General features: G+C 51.6%; 16 protein-coding genes. 10 read left to right on the top strand and 6 right to left on the bottom strand.

The genetic code is table 11. The annotated features are described in order from the left end of the window. Positions 1–212: 212 nt before the first annotated feature. Entirely contained in the window at positions 213–752 is a 540-nt protein-coding gene (locus D5398_RS15360) for a hypothetical protein (RefSeq protein WP_120508408.1), read from the top strand. 210 nt (positions 753–962) lie between these two features. Here the strand turns inward: D5398_RS15360 and rraB are convergent, their stop codons facing one another. Then, positions 963–1,388 carry a ribonuclease E inhibitor RraB gene (gene rraB, locus D5398_RS15355; protein WP_120508407.1) on the bottom strand — a complete coding sequence of 142 codons (426 nt, stop codon included), beginning with the start codon at positions 1,386–1,388 and terminating at the stop codon, positions 963–965. 168 nt (positions 1,389–1,556) lie between these two features. Between rraB and argF the strand changes: the two genes are divergently transcribed. Both argF and D5398_RS15345 read left to right on the top strand, forming a co-directional pair. Next, positions 1,557–2,564, top strand: a complete 1,008-nt coding sequence (gene argF, locus D5398_RS15350; protein ID WP_120508406.1) for an ornithine carbamoyltransferase — start codon at positions 1,557–1,559, stop codon at positions 2,562–2,564. A gap of 176 nt (positions 2,565–2,740) precedes the next feature. Further along, a complete protein-coding gene (locus tag D5398_RS15345; protein ID WP_120508405.1) occupies positions 2,741–4,543 on the top strand; it encodes an alpha-amylase family glycosyl hydrolase in 1,803 nt (600 codons plus the stop codon). On the opposite strand, the gene D5398_RS15340 is transcribed toward D5398_RS15345, so the two are convergent. Further along, positions 4,524–4,994, bottom strand: a complete 471-nt coding sequence (locus tag D5398_RS15340) for a NanQ anomerase/TabA/YiaL family protein (protein ID WP_120508404.1) — start codon at positions 4,992–4,994, stop codon at positions 4,524–4,526. The genes D5398_RS15345 and D5398_RS15340 overlap by 20 nt on opposite strands. A gap of 381 nt (positions 4,995–5,375) precedes the next feature. Here D5398_RS15340 and pyrB point away from each other — a divergent pair, with 381 nt between their 5' ends. The 7 genes from pyrB (at position 5,376) to D5398_RS15305 (ending at position 11,381) form a co-directional block, all read left to right on the top strand. Continuing rightward, a complete protein-coding gene (gene pyrB / locus D5398_RS15335) occupies positions 5,376–6,311 on the top strand; it encodes an aspartate carbamoyltransferase (protein WP_120508403.1) in 936 nt (311 codons plus the stop codon). A gap of 19 nt (positions 6,312–6,330) precedes the next feature. Further along, a complete protein-coding gene (gene pyrI / locus D5398_RS15330; protein WP_120508402.1) occupies positions 6,331–6,795 on the top strand; it encodes an aspartate carbamoyltransferase regulatory subunit in 465 nt (154 codons plus the stop codon). A 53-nt stretch (positions 6,796–6,848) separates the two neighbouring features. After that, complete coding sequence (gene ridA, locus D5398_RS15325; RefSeq protein ID WP_120508401.1) at positions 6,849–7,235, top strand: 2-iminobutanoate/2-iminopropanoate deaminase; 387 nt, start codon at positions 6,849–6,851, stop codon at positions 7,233–7,235. A gap of 208 nt (positions 7,236–7,443) precedes the next feature. Beyond that, positions 7,444–8,895, top strand: a complete 1,452-nt coding sequence (locus D5398_RS15320; RefSeq protein WP_120508400.1) for a circularly permuted type 2 ATP-grasp protein — start codon at positions 7,444–7,446, stop codon at positions 8,893–8,895. Next, complete coding sequence (locus tag D5398_RS15315; protein ID WP_120131638.1) at positions 8,889–9,830, top strand: alpha-E domain-containing protein; 942 nt, start codon at positions 8,889–8,891, stop codon at positions 9,828–9,830. Before D5398_RS15320 ends, D5398_RS15315 begins: the two co-directional genes overlap by 7 nt. Continuing rightward, positions 9,830–10,624 carry a transglutaminase family protein gene (locus tag D5398_RS15310; protein ID WP_120508399.1) on the top strand — a complete coding sequence of 265 codons (795 nt, stop codon included), beginning with the start codon at positions 9,830–9,832 and terminating at the stop codon, positions 10,622–10,624. Before D5398_RS15315 ends, D5398_RS15310 begins: the two co-directional genes overlap by 1 nt. 25 nt (positions 10,625–10,649) lie before the next feature. Continuing rightward, positions 10,650–11,381, top strand: coding sequence for a proteasome-type protease (locus D5398_RS15305; RefSeq protein ID WP_120508398.1), 732 nt, complete (start codon positions 10,650–10,652; stop codon positions 11,379–11,381). 24 nt (positions 11,382–11,405) lie between these two features. Here D5398_RS15305 and D5398_RS15300 read toward each other — a convergent pair whose 3' ends face one another. From D5398_RS15300 to uxaC, 4 genes are all read right to left on the bottom strand, one after another. Beyond that, on the bottom strand, positions 11,406–11,969 hold the full coding sequence (locus tag D5398_RS15300) for a YgjV family protein (RefSeq protein WP_120508397.1): 564 nt from the start codon (positions 11,967–11,969) through the stop codon (positions 11,406–11,408). 127 nt (positions 11,970–12,096) lie between these two features. Further along, positions 12,097–13,587, bottom strand: a complete 1,491-nt coding sequence (locus D5398_RS15295) for a UxaA family hydrolase (RefSeq protein WP_120508396.1) — start codon at positions 13,585–13,587, stop codon at positions 12,097–12,099. A 10-nt stretch (positions 13,588–13,597) separates the two neighbouring features. Next, positions 13,598–15,049 (bottom strand): tagaturonate reductase, encoded by a 1,452-nt coding sequence (locus tag D5398_RS15290; RefSeq protein ID WP_120508395.1) that lies wholly within the window; start codon positions 15,047–15,049, stop codon positions 13,598–13,600. 142 nt (positions 15,050–15,191) lie between these two features. Next, a complete protein-coding gene (gene uxaC / locus D5398_RS15285) occupies positions 15,192–16,604 on the bottom strand; it encodes a glucuronate isomerase (RefSeq protein ID WP_120508394.1) in 1,413 nt (470 codons plus the stop codon). Positions 16,605–17,267 lie beyond the last annotated feature (663 nt).

The following is a 17,267-nucleotide window of genomic DNA, read 5'->3' as shown; positions in this document are numbered from 1 at the left end:
ATCTCCTCAGGGGACATAATCAGTATGTCGGAAGATCTCTAAAAGTGAATGGGCCGTTTTGACGGGGTACTTACAGATTCAATTGGGAACAAAGCGCAGATCGCGCATTGGATCAGATAATGGTTTATGAGTTGTCTCCTATAATCCCCAGAAAGCATTTTAAACTGTGGAGAATACGTTATTAGCATGTTACAACCCATTGAGGTTTTCGAATGAAATACATTATAGGTTCATCTTTTTATAATCTATTACAGTACGGCAATGAAATTGAGTTATATATCAAAGAGAATGATATGACATCAATTGAATTTCGGGTGAATACTAATCTGAAAGAATATGTATCAGTTCTGTTTTTCCAAAAAAACTTTATGGCACTTTCAGCCGCCTTGTTTTTAATGATGATTTCATGGTTATTCATTCTCTTTACTGCACTACAAGGAATAAATACAAAAGAATCACCCGGGCTCTATTTTGGTCTATACATGGCATTTGCGATGACGTATGGGTTTATATATATTAGCTCGGTTTTTCTACTAGCACGAGGGATAACCATTGGGCTAAAAATAATTTACTACACCTTTAACTTTATTGTAGTGATAGCAGTGGGGTTTTCATTATTATATCTGTATACTTTTTTATACTTTGAAGAAACTCAAATTTCCAACATTATTTTTTTCTTTCTGATAACAATACCTCTCTTGTTAACACGCTTAATTTTAAATACAAAGTTGATTGAAACGGCGTTAGTATGAGCGATCAATGAACGGGCAAGAAAAGCTTACTTAAAACTGATGATTAAAAATTACCAGAGTCCGCGTAAAATAAGAAAACTGCGGGTTGGGTAAACAACTCTCACTCCTCATGACAATCATTTTTAGCCGGAGCATTCCTTACCCTGCTGATTTCTGCATAAAAAAAGGCTGCTCAATTCAGCAGCCGTTTTGTTTCGGATTCAGAAAGAATCAATGACGTTTCCCGTCATCATCTTCATCAACGAAATCTTCGTCTTCGCCTTCCTCACCTTCTTCGTCGTCATCGCCTTCGAAGTAAGTGCCCCAGCCGTCGTAATTGACACCGTTGGCTTCGGCCAGGTTCATCAGTTGCTCAACCTGAGTGTCGATCAGTTCCGCATTCAGCGCGATTTCGCTGATGACGTCGCAGCACATCACAACAGAACCGTCTTCAACTTCCAGTTCTTCCGGGTCAGTGACTTCGTAACCCAGTTTGAAAGCTTCGACGGCTGCTTTCTCCAGAACTTCAAATTTCTCTGAAGATAAATGGTGTTCGATGGTGTAAAGCGCGTCAGGATCACTGCCATCATCCAGCAGTTCTTCGATGATTAAGCGAGTCTCTTCACGTTGTTCTTCCAGCAATTCACGGTTTGCCATATCTCTGTCCTCAATCAATGTGACGTTTGTACGCTATTTTCACACACCGCAGGGCGCGTCTCCACTATAAACGACAAAGTTTTTAATGTGGGGTTGTATTTGCATATTCATCCAGTTAAATTGAATTTTAATTCAATCCGAAATGCTTACGCGCTATGGAGCGACATCATGAGTTTGTTGAGTAAACGTCATTTTCTCAGGTTACTGGATTTTACCCCGTCAGAGATTTCGTCACTGCTGAAACTCTCCGCAGAATTAAAAGCCGCTAAGAAGAACGGCACTGAAAAAGCCAGCCTGCAAGGCAAAAACATCGCGCTCATCTTCGAAAAAGACTCGACCCGTACCCGATGCTCTTTCGAAGTTGCCGCTTACGATCAGGGGGCTAAAGTCACCTATCTCGGCCCAAGTGGCAGCCAGATTGGCCATAAGGAATCAATGAAAGATACCGCCCGCGTTCTCGGACGGATGTACGACGGTATTCAATATCGTGGTTTCGGCCAGGATAAAGTGGAAGTTCTGGCGCAATATGCCGGTGTGCCGGTCTGGAATGGCTTAACTAACGAATTCCACCCGACGCAGTTGCTGGCGGATCTGCTCACCATGCAGGAGCATTTGCCGGGCCAGCCTCTCAAAGGCATGCGTCTGGCGTATCTGGGCGATGCCCGCAACAATATGGGCAATTCGCTGCTGGAAGCCGCTGCGTTATGCGGTCTGGATTTACGTCTGGTAGCACCTTCTGCCTGCTGGCCGGAAGCTGAACTGGTCGCCACCTGCCAGCATCTGGCAAAAGAAAATGGCGGTAACATTACCCTGACGGAAGATATCGCGACCGGCGTGAAGGATGCCGACTTCCTCTATACCGATGTATGGGTTTCCATGGGTGAGCCGAAAGAAGTCTGGAAAGAGCGCATTAACCTGCTGCGTCCTTATCAGGTGAACAGTGCAATGCTGGCCCTGACCGGCAATCCGCAGGTGAAATTTCTGCATTGCCTGCCGGCGTTCCATGACGACCAGACTACACTCGGCAAGCAAATGGCCGAAGAATACGGGCTGCAAGGCGGCATGGAAGTGACGGATGAAGTCTTTGAATCGAGCTACAGCGTGGTGTTCGATCAGGCTGAAAACCGCCTGCACACCATCAAAGCGGTAATGGTCGCCACACTCGGCAACGACTGATTTCTGCCCGACGTGCGGCAAGGATGAACTTCCTGCACGTCGCCATCTTTACATCGTTTTGCACTTTATCCCGCCCGTTCCCCTCAGAAGACCTCATTTTCAACTACCCTTTTTAGAGCGCTTTGGTTTTAACCTGTTCAATAGAAAAAACAGAAACGCAGTAAGAAGGAACCGATATGAGCTCAGTTAATCTTGAGTATGTCCTGCGCCTCGAAAGCCTGTTAAGCAGGATTTACCCCAGGGAACACATCGCCGACCTGCTGAAAAAAATCCTGCATCTCGCCGACAAATGGAATTACGGCAAACACCGCACCACCGACTGGGTGGATGGCACCAACATCTATCTGATTACGTATGGGGATAATATCCGTCACGGCGAACAACCGCCGCTGGCGACGCTTAATCACTTTGCCAATACCTATCTGCGCGAAATCATCAGCGACATCCATATTCTGCCGATGTATCCGTACAGTTCCGATGACGGCTTCAGCGTGATCGACTACCGGCGGATCGACGAACATCTGGGCGGATGGTCAGATATTCATCACCTTTCGGCCAATTTCAACCTGATGTTTGACTGCGTGATCAACCACATTTCCCGCTCCAGCGAATGGATGAAGGGCTATCTGCACGACGATCCTTATTACAAAGATTACTTTATTGCCTCGAACCCGGAGCTGGATTACAGCCGTGTTGTGCGTCCGCGCGCTTCGCCGCTGCTGACACCGTTTATCAAACCCGACGGCAACGAGTTATACCTGTGGACGACGTTCAGTGAAGATCAGGTCGATATTAATTTCAAAAACCCGCAAGTGCTGCTGGAAAGCATCGATGTACTGTTGCAATACGCCGCCAGCGGCGGGCAGTCGATCCGTCTCGATGCGATTGGTTATATCTGGAAGGAAGTCGGGACGCGCTGCATTCACATGCCGCAGGCGCATAACATCATAAAAGTGTGGCGGACGATTCTGGATGAAGTGATCCCCGGTACGCGGATCATCACCGAAACTAACGTGCCACATCACGAAAATATCAGTTATTTCGGTGAAGGCGACGAGGCGCACATGGTGTATCAGTTCCCGCTGCCGCCGCTCACACTGCACGCCTTTTTGCGGCAGGACACCACCACGCTCACGCAATGGGCGCAAAGCCTGAATGCGGAAGCGCGCTATCCCGACACGACTTATTTCAACTTTCTGGCCAGCCACGACGGCATTGGTTTACGCCCGACGGAAACGTTCCTTAGCGATGACGAACGCAAATACATGGCCCAGGAAACCCTGCGCAAAGAAGGCCGGGTTTCCTATAAAGACAACGGCGACGGCACACATTCGCCTTACGAGCTGAACATCAATTACCTGAGCGCACTGACCAATCCTGAGGATAATGACGAACTGAAAGCCCGTAAGTTTCTGGCCGCACAGGCGCTGCTGCTGTCATTTATCGGCGTACCGGCGATTTATATCCACAGCCTGCTCGGCAGCGAGAACGATCTCGAAGGAATGCATCAGTCGGGGATTAACCGCCGTATTAATCGTAAAAAACTCGAGCTGGAGAAAGTCGAGGCAGAGCTGGAGAAAAAAGACAGTCTGAGTGGCCGCGTTTTTTACGGTTTACAGACGCTGATCAAACACCGTCGAGAACACCCGGCATTTTCGCCGCAGGCGGGTCAGCGCGTTTTTGATTTGGGCAAATCGCTGTTCGCAATGGAACGTTATGATCCGAAAACGGAAGACAGGATCAGCTGCGTATTCAATATCAGCGATCATTCGCAGGTGCTGAAACTGGCGGTGGAAGGCAAAGACCTGATTGGCGGGGAAGTGTTTAACGGCCAGATGCGACTCCAGCCGTGGCAGGTGGTGTGGATCAAACACAAACTCAAAGCGCCGGAACGTCTCGGCAGACTGCGTCGCTGGCGGATGAAGCTCATCAAACGCACCAAGCGCTACACAATCAGCATTAAGCGGACAATGCGCTGACGTTCATTTTCACGACGGCTTTACGCACATTCGCCGGTTCGCCGACGGCGCACAGCGGTTTATGCACTTCGCCCGGATAAAACACCACGAAATCACCGGCCTGCATGATCATGGTTTTTTCCTGCTCACCGGCGGCCAGAAATGCGATGTCTTTATCTTCCAGCCAGTCGGTATCGACATAACCCGCCGGTAAGTTGCTGAATGTCATGCCTTCGGTGCCATTAAGGATAATCTGGATGTCCAAATTACGGGCGTGGAATTCGGCGCGGCGGTCGGCCTGTGGCGCAGTAGAATCATTGGAAATCAGCACAAAAACGTCATTGCCACGGATATCATGCTTGCCCAACGGCGTGTCTGGCGTGATGTGTTTTTTAACATATTCAATTGCCTCGCGCAGTTCAGCGGGCAGATAAGGCACTAAATGCAGTTGATGGATATTGCCGGTTATCATGGTTTTCCCTTCGCTAACGTGAAAATGAAATAGTGTTTCAATGTCTTCCCATGATAATGCACCCAAAGGCCACGCCCTTTGATCCAGTTAACAGTTTTTACCTTCGTTTTACGTCATACCAATCGTTAGCCTGCCGGTCATTTTTCCGCTTGATGTCGTCAGAGACGCGCGTATAATGCGCCACAATTTGCCGGGAGAACCCATGAACAATTGCCACGTTTTGTGCTCAGATGATCGACCAAACACCGTGCCATCAGGCAGCCCGCTGCCGTTGTTCTTCCGTGGTATTACCGTTTTACTGAAAGCCCCTCATTGAGGGGCTTTTTTTTGTCCGGAATTTGAGTGCCCCACTTTTTACGCGTTAAGAACAGGAGAATGACTATGGCCAATCCGCTGTATCAGAAAGACATCATTTCAATCAACGATCTCAGCCGCGGGGAGCTGGAACTGGTGCTCGACACCGCTGCCAGCCTGAAAGCCAATCCGCAGCCGGAATTGCTGAAACACAAAGTGATCGCCAGTTGTTTCTTCGAAGCTTCAACCCGTACGCGTTTATCGTTTGAAACGTCGATGCACCGTCTGGGCGCCTCGGTGGTCGGTTTCTCCGACAGCAGCAATACGTCGCTCGGTAAAAAAGGTGAGACCTTGGCCGACACCATTTCGGTCATCAGCACCTACGTAGATGCGATTGTGATGCGCCACCCGCAGGAAGGCGCGGCGCGTCTGGCGACAGAATTCTCCGGTGGTATTCCGGTACTGAACGCCGGCGACGGTGCTAATCAGCATCCGACGCAAACCTTGCTGGACTTATTCACCATTCAGGAAACGCAGGGGCGTCTCGATAACATTAAAATCGCCATGGTTGGCGACCTGAAATATGGCCGCACGGTACATTCCCTGGCACAGGCGCTGGCGAAATTTAACGGCAACCGCTTCTACTTCATCGCGCCAGATGCGCTCGCAATGCCGGGCTATATTCTGGCGTTACTGGAGGAGAAAGGCATCGAGTACAGTCTGCACAGCAGCATTGATGAAGTGGTGTCAGAAATCGATATTCTGTACATGACCCGCGTGCAGAAAGAGCGTCTGGATCCTTCGGAATACGCCAACGTGAAAGCGCAGTTTGTCCTGCGCGCCGCCGATCTGACGAACGCTCAGCCGCACCTGAAAGTGCTGCATCCGCTGCCACGTATCGATGAAATTACGCCAGACGTCGATAAAACGCCTTACGCCTGGTATTTCCAGCAGGCCGGTAACGGGATTTTTGCGCGTCAGGCTTTGCTGGCGCTGGTTCTGAACGCAGACACTGCACAGTAAACTTGAGGAGAAAACGAACATGACTCACGACAATAAACTTCAGGTTGAAGCGATTAAGTGTGGCACGGTCATCGACCATATTCCGGCGCAAGTCGGGTTTAAACTGCTGTCGCTGTTCAAGCTTACCCAGACAGAACAACGTGTGACCGTTGGCCTGAATCTGCCTTCCGGCGAGCTGGGCCGCAAAGATATTATCAAAATTGAAAACACCTTCCTCACAGATGAACAGGTCAATCAGCTGGCGGTGTATGCCCCGCGTGCGACAGTGAACCGCATCGACAATTATGACGTAGTGAAAAAGCTGATGCCGACGCTGCCGGATCGCATTGTCGGCGTTCTGCGCTGTCCGAACGGCAACTGCATCAGCCGTTTTGAACCGGTGGATTCCAGCTTTGCAGTAAAACAGCGCGCAGACGGCGTGCACCTGAAATGCAAATATTGCGAGAAAGAGTTTGAGCATCAGGTGGTGCTGAATAACGACTGAGCGATTATACTGGCGCACATCTCGTTCCCAATCACTCATAATCAGGAGACATTATGTCCCGCGAAATCAGCACTGAAAACGCCCCTGCCGCTATCGGTCCTTACGTTCAGGGCGTGGATCTGGGCAGCATGATCATTACTTCCGGCCAGATCCCTGTGGATCCTAAAACCGGCACGGTTGCCGACGATATCGCTGCGCAGGCGCGTCAGTCACTGGAAAACGTACAAGCAATCGTTGAAGCCGCTGGCCTGAAAGTTTCAGACATCGTGAAAACCACCGTTTTCGTGAAAGATCTGAATGACTTCGCCACCGTTAACGCCACTTACGAAGCGTTCTTCACTGAACATAAAGCTCCGTTCCCGGCGCGTTCTTGCGTTGAAGTTGCCCGTCTGCCAAAAGACGTGAAAATCGAAATCGAAGCCATCGCCATTCGCCGCTAATACGCGTCAGCGATGCACCAGACCAGCCTGCGGGCTGGTTTTTTTTGCCCCATTTTCAGGCAAAGAAACCCATTTCCGCTCTATAATTAAGCAGACCTGCCTCATTTCCCCTGATTTTCTGCCCGTTTTGCACGCTGGCACACTTTATGCCTGATCTTCATTGTTATTGAACGATTCAATTGCAGCCCGTCCAGTTTGTGAGGTGATGATGATCAAGATTGACCTTTCCGATTCACCCTTTTTTGATGAGATGTTAATGGCTGAAGGGAAACACCGCAGCCATTATCAGGCCTACTGGCAGTGGTTGCAGCAAGCCGATCAACAGGCAGTTCAGCGCAAAAAAGAAGAAGCCGCGCTGTTGTTCCATCGGGTGGGAATTACCTTTAACGTCTACGGCGAAGACGACGGTGCGGAACGCCTGATCCCGTTCGACAGCGTGCCGCGTATTATTCCGGCCAGCGAATGGCAGATGCTCGACCAGGGGATCCGCCAGCGGGTTCAGGCTCTGAATGCTTTTCTGCATGATATTTATCACGACCAGAAGATCCTCAAAGCCGGGATCGTCCCCGCCGAGCAGGTGCTGGCCAACGATCAGTATCAGCCCTGCATGCAGGGTATCGATCTGCACCGCGATACTTACGCCCACATTGCCGGAACCGACATGGTGCGTGGCGGCGATGGCGAATATTACGTGCTGGAAGATAACCTGCGCACGCCTTCCGGTGTTTCTTACATGATGGAAAACCGCAAAATGATGATGCGGTTATACCCCGAACTGTTTGCCGAGCAGCGTATCGCGCCGGTGTCCCGCTACCCTTCCCACTTACTGCAAACGCTGCGTGAAAGCACACCGGTCAATGATCCGACCGTAGTGGTGCTGACGCCTGGTCGCTTTAACAGCGCGTATTTCGAGCACAGTTTCCTCGCACAGCAAATGGGCGTGGAACTGGTAGAAAGCGTCGATTTGTTCGTCAAAGACGGCGCGGTGTTTATGCGCACTACCGCCGGCCCCTGCAAAATTGATGTGATTTACCGGCGCATTGACGATGCGTTCCTCGATCCGCTGGCGTTCCGCGCCGATTCTATGCTCGGCGTTCCCGGCCTGCTTTCGGTGTATCGCGCCGGTGGAGTAGTGCTGGCGAATGCGATCGGCACCGGCGTGGCGGATGACAAATCGATCTACCCGTATGTGCCGGAGATGATCCGCTACTATCTGGCCGAAGATCCGATCCTCAATAACGTGCCAACCTGGCAATGCCGCAAAGAAAGTGACCTGTCTTTCGTACTGGCAAATCTGGAAAAAATGGTGGTGAAGGAGGTTCATGGCGCGGGCGGTTACGGCATGCTGATTGGCCCGACGGCCAGCAAAGCCGAAATTGAACGCTTTCGCGAATTACTGCGTGCCCGCCCTGAAAACTACATCGCACAGGAAACACTGGCGCTTTCCACCTGCCCGACGTTTGTCGGCAACGGACTGGCACCACGCCATATCGACCTGCGGCCTTTCGCGCTGACCGGTGCGGAAATCCGCCTGGTGCCGGGCGGATTAACCCGCGTGGCGCTGGCAGAAGGCTCACTGGTAGTGAATTCATCGCAGGGTGGCGGTACCAAAGACACCTGGGTACTGGAAGAAAATCCGACGGAGGATGACGCATGCTAAGCAGAACAGCCAGCGAACTGTACTGGATGGCGCGTTATCTGGAACGCGCTGAGAATATCGCCCGCCTCCTGGACGTGACCAACAAGCTGTCGATGATGTCGATTCGCGATGTGAATGCACGCGATGAAAACAATGATTTGCTGGTGCCGCTGACCATGACCGGCACCCGGACACTTTTCAACGAACACTACCCGCAGGAAACGATGAGCAATTTGCTCAACTTTTTTGCGCTGGACAGTTTCAACCACAGCAGCATTTTCAGCTGTCTGCAAATGGCCTGGAACAATGCGCACGCGGTGCGCGGCAGCCTGTCATCTGAAGTCTGGGAAAGCATTAATGCCACCTGGATTGAGATGAAACTGATCCGCCGTCAGGGCGTCGGTTCTGCCGGGGCGGACTCTTTCTTCGACTGGGTTAAGGAGCGCTCACATCTCTTCCGTGGCGCGATGTTTGGCACCTTGCTACGCAGCGATGCGCAGAACTTTATCCGCCTCGGGACCATGCTGGAACGCGCAGACAGCACCGCGCGCCTACTGGATGCCAAAAATCAGCTGCTGAATGCCGATGAAGATCCGGTACGTGAGTACTACCGGATGGACACTTTACTGCGCGCCGTCAGCGCCCGCGAAGCGTTCCATACCTTGTACAAGCAGCAGCTCAGTCAGAAGCGCATCGCGGAACTGCTGGTTCTGCGTCGCGAATTACCGCGCTCGTTGCTTTCCTGTATCGAAATCATGGCCGAACAGCTGGAGGAAATAGGCGGAACTGCGGGCAATCTGCCCCGCCGCCGCGTCCATACCCTTCACGCTCAGCTTCGTTTCACCGAAATGGAAGAGATCGTTGAGATGGGCCTCAGCCCCTGGTTAATGCAGTTCCTTGATCAGACCAATGCCATCGCTGAGAGCATTCATCAAACCTATCTGGAGGCTCAATAATGAAACTGAATGTCACGCATCAGACGCATTACAGCTATGCGCAACAGGTTAAACACAGCACGCAATATCTGCGCCTTACGCCGCAGGATTCCAGCCATCAGAAGATATTGTCATGGGATTTGACGTTGCCGGAATACGCCACCCGTACGCTGGATGCTTACGGCAATGTGCTGCATGTTCTGACGCTCGATCAGCCCCATCAGGCGATAACGATTGTCGCCAATGGTGTAGTCGAGATTGAAGACAATAGGGAAGATGACAATACCGGACATCTTTCGCCGCTGGTCTTCTTGCGTACCAGCCCGCTGACGCAAGCCGACGGGGCGATCCGGGATTTCGCCAGCCGTTATTACCGCCCGCAGGCGCAGCACGAGAGTCTGTGTAATCTGATGGGCGAACTGCTGCTGAAAATGCCTTACAGCCCCGGCAGCACAACGGTTAAAGATAGCGCGTCGCAGGCTTTTTCGGCGCAAACCGGCGTATGTCAGGATCATACCCACGTTTTCCTCGCCTGTTGCCGCAGTCTGGGCATTCCGGCGCGCTACGTCAGCGGCTATCTTTATTCGGAAGATTCAACGCATGTGGCAATGCACGCCTGGGCTGAAGCCTGGTTGGATGACCGCTGGCAGAGCTTTGATGTCACCAACAACACCTGCAAACCGAATCAGCATTTGAAACTGGCTATCGGCATAGATTATCTTGATGCATGCCCGGTTCGCGGTATCCGGTTGGGTGGAGGCAGCGAAGACATGCGCACTGTCGCGGCGGTTGCCATGCTCGACGTACCCCAATAATCCTGACGCCTGAGGAAGATTTTTTATGACTTACTGTGTGGCCATGCGCTTGTCCTCTGGCCTGGTGTTTGTATCAGATTCCCGCACCAATGCCGGAGTGGACCATATTTCCACCTTCCGTAAACTGCATGTCTTTCATCAAAGCGATGAACGCGTGCTGGTGATCCAGAGTGCCGGGAATCTGGCGACCACACAAAGCATTATCAGCCTGCTGCACCGCCGTTGCGTAGACGATGAGCGGGAAAACCTGCTGAACGTGAAGTCGCTGTATGACGCGGCCAGCCTGCTGGGTGAAACAGTACGGGAAGTGATTGCCCGTGACAGCGGCGCGAATCAGGGTGGAAACACCGATTTCAGCTGTAATCTGCTGCTTGGCGGTCAGATAAAAGGGGAAGGCCTGCGGCTGTTCCACATTTATCCGCAGGGGAATTTCATCGAAGCTACGCATGACACACCGTATTTCCAGATTGGCGAAAGTAAGTACGGCAAGCCGATTATTGACCGCGTGCTGAACTACGACACGGCGCTGGATCAGGCGATGCAATGCGCGCTAATTTCAATGGATTCTACGCTGCGCAGCAATCTTTCCGTCGGTCTGCCGCTGGACGTGATGACCTATCCGACGGACAGCTTCAGTGCAGCGCAACAGCACCGGATCACTGAAACGCACCCGTATTTCGACATGATCCGCAAAGGCTGGGGCGAAGGCTTGCTGAGCATTTTCGGCCAGCTGCCGCCGTTGAAATTAGACGAGTAAATCCGCTTCAGGCGGAGTGGCCCCTCACTCCGCTGCTTTATTTTCATCCATCTTCTGAACGATCTTTTTCTCGACCTCAAACGGATCGATGCCACGCAGTTGCAGGCGGCGAAAACGGATGATGTTAAAACCGTTCATTATCAGAAAACTGCCTTCAATAAGCGAGCCACCGATCGAACCAAGCCAGATATTATGCGCCACCCAGCAGCAGGTTGAGCACCACATAATGCAGCGCGTGGTCAGCCCGCTGGTGCGAAACAGCGCCCAGGTACTGACGACCGTTGCGCCAACCGGTAATAATTCCACCCAGTAATGTGCGCGGCTGAGCCCTAACACCAGTGTCAGGACGATGAAAATCACCATAATCCACTGGTTACGGGTACGCAGGGAAATCAGCGTGCGCAGTGAGTTAAGCAACGCGCTCATGCCCGCTGGTGCTGCACCCATCATCAGAAAATGCACGCCGATAATGGCGCTGTAGGCAGAAAGTTGTTGTTTAAAGCGGCGGTCGCTTCGGTTGAAAAACATCGTGATGCCGACCATAAAGGCCACAACACCAACTGACTGGGCCAACCAGTAATAGGTCATTTGTCCGGGATCTCATCCGTGGAGGATTTTCGTGTAAATCACGTGGGGATTACGTCGATTTTTTTAAATAAAAAAACGGCGCCTCATGACTGAAACGCCGTTTCATTCTAACGACAATCCTGACCGGTTACAATGTGACGCCGCTTTTGAAGATCGCTAATTCGCGGAAATCGTTGATTTCGTTTTTGGCTTTGCGGCCATCAGCAATCGCCACGATCAGATCCACAAACTCACCCAGCAGATGATCCATACTCACATCGTGGATCAGTTGCCCTGCATCGAAATCGATCCAGTGCGGTTTTTTCGCCGCCAGTTCGCTGTTCGTCGCCAGTTTCACCGTCGGGACAAAACCACCGTAAGGCGTACCGCGTCCGGTACTGAACAGCACCATGTGACAACCGGCACCCGCCAGCGCACTGGTTGCAACGGCGTCGTTACCCGGCGCACTCAGCAAGTTCAGGCCAGGCGTGGTCAGGCGTTCGCCGTATTTCAGCACATCCATTACCGGGCTTTGACCCGCTTTTTGCGTGCAGCCCAGGGATTTCTCTTCCAGCGTGGTGATACCACCGGCTTTGTTACCCGGAGACGGGTTCTCGTAAATCGGCTGATTATGCTCGATGAAGTACTGTTTGAAATCGTTCACCATGTGAACCGTTTTCTCAAACGTGCCTTCATCGCGGCAACGGCTCATCAGAATACGCTCCGCACCAAACATTTCAGGCACTTCGGTCAGTACGGAAGTGCCGCCGTTGGCGATCACGTAGTCGGAGAAGCGTCCCAGCAGCGGGTTAGCGGTAATGCCTGACAGGCCATCAGAGCCGCCACATTCCAGCCCGAATTTCAGCTCACTGAGTTTGCCCGGAACACGTTTATCGTCACGCATCACGGCATACAGTTCACGCAGACGTTCCAGACCGGCTTCCACTTCGTCATCGAATTTTTGCAGCGTCATAAAACGCACGCGCTCTTCGTCAACTTCACCCAGCGTTTCACGAAATACATCCACCTGATTGTTTTCACAACCCAGGCCGATCACCAGCACGGCACCCGCATTCGGGTGACGTACCATGTTTTGCAGCATGGTACGGGTGTTGACATGATCATCGCCCAGTTGCGAACAACCAAACGGGTGCGTGAACAGGTAAACGCCGTCGATACCTTCTGCGTCATTAGTTTCCTTCAGGAAACGTGACTGGATCTGGCGCGCGATACCGTTGACGCAGCCAACGGTCGGGATCAGCCACAGTTCGTTACGGATCCCGACCTGCCCGTTATTACGGCGGAAAATCTGCACGTCACGATCCGCCATCTGTTCCGGCACGATGGCGAAATCTGGCTGATACTGGTATTCATCCAGATCGCTGAGATTGGTTTTGCCGTTTTGTGAATGGATATGCACACCCGGCTCGATCGCGGCCAGCGCATGACCAATCGGCAGGCCGTATTTCACAATATTTTCCCCGGACGCGATCGGTTTCAGGGCAAATTTGTGACCACGTGCCACAGGCTGAGCCAGAACCACGGAATATCCGCCCGCTTCCACCTGCTCGCCCGCCTCGATATCGCGCAAAGCCACAGCGACGTTATCAGCGGTATGAATTTGAATGATACTTTGCATAGTTGCTCTCTTAGCTGTAAGCCGCCAACGCATCACGCATGCCGCGATCTTCAATCGCCTGCAATTGCTCGGTCACTTTCACCGTCAGACCCGGCACGGTATTCAGGTCGCGTCCCCAGTGTTCTTCATCTGCCAGCACGGTTTCCACCAGGCCGATTAACGGCAGGCTGCCGTTACGCACATCACTCCACAGTTCGGAGAAACGGCTCAGCCAGTGTGCATCGTCCTGTAGCGGATACATCTCACCGTCACGCTCACCCCGGTAAAACGCCAGTAACGCCGCCAGCGCAAAGGTCAGGCGCGGAGGCAGAAGCTGATTCTTTTCCTGGCTCGCCAGCAGCTGCGGCAAAATGCGCGTGCGGTATTTGGTCATACCGTTCAGGGCAATCGACAGCAGCTGATGCTGGATGAACGGATTGCGGAAACGGCTGAGCACCGCCTGCGCGAAAGACGTCAGTTCATCCTGCGGTAAATCCAGCACCGGCGAGATTTCCTCGGCGATAGCCAGTTCGACAAAGCGGCTGATTTGCGGGTCATTCATCGATTCGCCCACAGTATTCAGTCCTGCCAGGAACGCCACCGGCACCAGCGCGGTATGGGCGCCATTAAGGATCGCCACTTTGCGTTCTTTATACGGCTTGATGTCATCAACCAGACGGATATTCAGCGGCAGTTTGTCCAGACGCAATTCCTGAGCCAGACTTTTCGGCCCCTGAATGACAAACAGATAGAAGTGTTCGGCGCTGTCAAAGAAGCTGTCCTGATAGCCAAGTTCTTCCTGCAGACTGTCGACTTCGCTGCGCGGATAACCGGTCACAATGCGGTCCACCAGCGTTGAGCAGAACGTATTGCTGTTTTCCAGCCACTGCGTGAATGCCGCAGGCAACGCCCAAAGCTGTGCGTAACGCAGCACCAGCTCACGCAATGCTTTGCCGTTGTAATCAATCAGTTCGCATGGCAGCAGAACCCAGCCTTTATCAGCAGCACCGGCGAAATGGGTAAAACGCTCAAACAGCAAACGGGTCAGTTTGGCCGGGAAGCTGGCCGGGGGCGCATCTTCCAGACGGTCGCTCTCGACGAAGCTGATACCGGCTTCAGTCGTATTAGAGAACACGAAGCGAATATTCGGGTCGCGGGCAAGCGCCAGATAGTCATCAAACTGATGATAGATATTAATTTCGCGGTTAACGGAACGGATGATGCGGGTATCACGCACCGTTTCACCCTGCTCGTTCAGACCGCTGATGATGGTGGTGTACAGACCATCCTGTGTACTCAGTGAAGGTGGAAAATCAGTATCAATTGGGCGGATAACCACAATACCCGCATCGAGATCGGTATGTTCATTCAGCAAGTCGATTTGCCAGTCAACAAACGCCCGCAGGAAGTTACCCTCACCAAACTGGATAATTTTGTCCGGGTGCTGACGGCCAGGGAAGTCACGGCGATTTAACCTTTGCATCTCACATTCACCTTAATTTGCTCAGACTCCGGTCTTTGAGGGCGGGATAACGCCCTGTGGCCGTCGTTCATTGTTGGAATAATTATCTGTTATTTCAGTATTTATTTTCAGGAGCGCAGGAACCTGCGCTCCTTCAGACGTTTTAATTCAGTTCAATCTGGAAATATTGCTTCGCGTTATCGAAGCAGATGTTTTTCACCATGTTACCCAGCAATTCGATATCTGCCGGCGCTTCGCCATCTTCTACCCAGCGGCCAATCATCTGGCACAGGATGCGACGGAAATATTCATGACGCGTATAAGACAGGAAGCTGCGGCTGTCAGTCAGCATGCCAACGAAGCGGCTCAGTAAGCCCAGATTGGCAAGCTGTGTCATCTGACGTTGCATGCCGTCTTTCTGGTCATTAAACCACCATCCGGAACCGAACTGCATTTTGCCCGGCATCCCTTCACCCTGGAAATTACCGACCATAGTGCCGATCACTTCGTTATCACGCGGGTTCAGGCAGTAAAGAATGGTTTTTGGCAGGCCACCGGCCAGACCCTGTGCACCCAGCAGTTTTGACAGTGGTTCTGCCAGTGGCTGGTCGTTAATGGAGTCGAAACCTACGTCTGCGCCGATCAGCTGGAACATGCGGGTGTTGTTATTGCGCAGCGCGCCAATGTGGTATTGCTGTACCCATTCACGACGCTGATATTCAGAAGCCAGATACAGCAGAACGCCGGTTTTGAACTGAGCAATTTCCTGCGTAGTTGGTGTTTCACCGTTCAGACGACGGGACAGAATGCCGTCCAGCGTCGCATCATCCGCTTCGCCGTAAACCACGACGTCAAGCGCGTGATCAGACACTTTGCAACCGTGCGCGGCAAAGTGATCCATACGTTTTTTCAGGGCATCACGCAGATCGCTGAAGCGGGTGATGGAAACATCCGACGCGGCTTCCAGCTTTTTCATGTAATCCACGAAAGTCGCGGCTTCAATATTGAACGCTTTGTCCGGGCGCCAGCTTGGCAGCACTTTGATATCAAAGCCTGAATCTTGTGCGACCGCTTTATGGTGTTCCAGAGAATCGATCGGATCGTCAGTGGTACCGACCATTTTCACGTTCATCTGTTTCATGATGCCGCGGGCAGAGAAGTTATCCTGCGCCAGCAATTCATTACCGCGTTCCCAGATTTCGCCTGCTGTAGAAGGAGAAAGCAGTTTGCCTGTGATACCGAACGGACGGCGCAGCTCGAGGTGCGTCCAGTGGTACAGCGGATTACCGATAGTGTGAGGAACCGTTGCAGCCCAGGCGTCAAACTTCTCGCGGTCGCTGGCATCGCCGGTACACATACGCTCAGGCACGCCGTTGGTACGCATCGCGCGCCATTTGTAGTGATCCCCTTTCAGCCAAATTTCATACAGGTTTTTGAATTTGTAGTCCTGCGCAATCAGCTCAGGCGGCAAATGGCAGTGGTAGTCAAAAATTGGCTCATCTTTCGCATAGTCGTGATACAGGCGACGTGCGAATTCTGTGTCGAGAAGGAAGTCTTCCGTTAAAAACTGCGCCATCTTAGGTTCCTCATCATGAATTCTGTAGAGTTATCACTCAATGGTGCGAAGTTATCACACCAATTTAGATTGTCGTCCAGCTCTTTTTAGGGGTATGCACCCGCAGAGACCGACGTTCCAGGCCCGAAAATCAACACTAACTCTCTGTTAAATAATAACGTTGAAGCTTTAATACTCTGGGTCTTATTATCCTCACAATCACAGTGTGATTTTGTGATGTCACTCAAACTTTAAATCTGTATGACAAGTTAATTCGTACCAAATGTGACAAAACGATTTTGGCACCTTTTTACGCCTCTCCCGTTTTCTCACTGTGCGTTGCACCGTCCCGCCAGCCCGCTGTACAGGCCTCTGTGATAAAACTTCTTATCTGCAAGGCACTTTATCAGTCAATTCAGAACAAATTATCCTGTTCATTAACTGTTCACATCAGATGTAATCACTTCGTGAAGTTGTCACACCAATTACGTTTCTATAATTCTTTCATGTTTGTTAATCCGCCAATGAAAAGTGTGAAGCACGTCAAGCTAATTACGACTTTCATTGTAAAATCAAGTAAATAACCGTGAAGTTAAAAAACTTAAGTAACCACACAATATAAATGTGGTTTTGTGATGTCATTCAAATTTTAAATCTGTATGACAAGTTATCTTTGCTTCGCCC

Source organism: Rahnella bruchi (assembly GCF_003614975.1).
In the GTDB taxonomy this organism is placed as follows: Bacteria; Pseudomonadota; Gammaproteobacteria; order Enterobacterales; family Enterobacteriaceae; genus Rahnella; species Rahnella bruchi.
This window is presented reverse-complemented; position numbering and strand designations above follow the sequence as displayed.

What these genes read in the sequence shown, in the direction of transcription:
- D5398_RS15360 (WP_120508408.1), top strand. Translation starts at nt 213, where the DNA reads ATGAAATACATTATAGGTTCATCTTTTTATAATCTATTACAGTACGGC.
- rraB (WP_120508407.1), bottom strand. Translation starts at nt 1,388, where the DNA reads ATGGCAAACCGTGAATTGCTGGAAGAACAACGTGAAGAGACTCGCTTA.
- argF (WP_120508406.1), top strand. Translation starts at nt 1,557, where the DNA reads ATGAGTTTGTTGAGTAAACGTCATTTTCTCAGGTTACTGGATTTTACC.
- D5398_RS15345 (WP_120508405.1), top strand. Translation starts at nt 2,741, where the DNA reads ATGAGCTCAGTTAATCTTGAGTATGTCCTGCGCCTCGAAAGCCTGTTA.
- D5398_RS15340 (WP_120508404.1), bottom strand. Translation starts at nt 4,994, where the DNA reads ATGATAACCGGCAATATCCATCAACTGCATTTAGTGCCTTATCTGCCC.
- pyrB (WP_120508403.1), top strand. Translation starts at nt 5,376, where the DNA reads ATGGCCAATCCGCTGTATCAGAAAGACATCATTTCAATCAACGATCTC.
- pyrI (WP_120508402.1), top strand. Translation starts at nt 6,331, where the DNA reads ATGACTCACGACAATAAACTTCAGGTTGAAGCGATTAAGTGTGGCACG.
- ridA (WP_120508401.1), top strand. Translation starts at nt 6,849, where the DNA reads ATGTCCCGCGAAATCAGCACTGAAAACGCCCCTGCCGCTATCGGTCCT.
- D5398_RS15320 (WP_120508400.1), top strand. Translation starts at nt 7,444, where the DNA reads ATGATCAAGATTGACCTTTCCGATTCACCCTTTTTTGATGAGATGTTA.
- D5398_RS15315 (WP_120131638.1), top strand. Translation starts at nt 8,889, where the DNA reads ATGCTAAGCAGAACAGCCAGCGAACTGTACTGGATGGCGCGTTATCTG.
- D5398_RS15310 (WP_120508399.1), top strand. Translation starts at nt 9,830, where the DNA reads ATGAAACTGAATGTCACGCATCAGACGCATTACAGCTATGCGCAACAG.
- D5398_RS15305 (WP_120508398.1), top strand. Translation starts at nt 10,650, where the DNA reads ATGACTTACTGTGTGGCCATGCGCTTGTCCTCTGGCCTGGTGTTTGTA.
- D5398_RS15300 (WP_120508397.1), bottom strand. Translation starts at nt 11,969, where the DNA reads ATGACCTATTACTGGTTGGCCCAGTCAGTTGGTGTTGTGGCCTTTATG.
- D5398_RS15295 (WP_120508396.1), bottom strand. Translation starts at nt 13,587, where the DNA reads ATGCAAAGTATCATTCAAATTCATACCGCTGATAACGTCGCTGTGGCT.
- D5398_RS15290 (WP_120508395.1), bottom strand. Translation starts at nt 15,049, where the DNA reads ATGCAAAGGTTAAATCGCCGTGACTTCCCTGGCCGTCAGCACCCGGAC.
- uxaC (WP_120508394.1), bottom strand. Translation starts at nt 16,604, where the DNA reads ATGGCGCAGTTTTTAACGGAAGACTTCCTTCTCGACACAGAATTCGCA.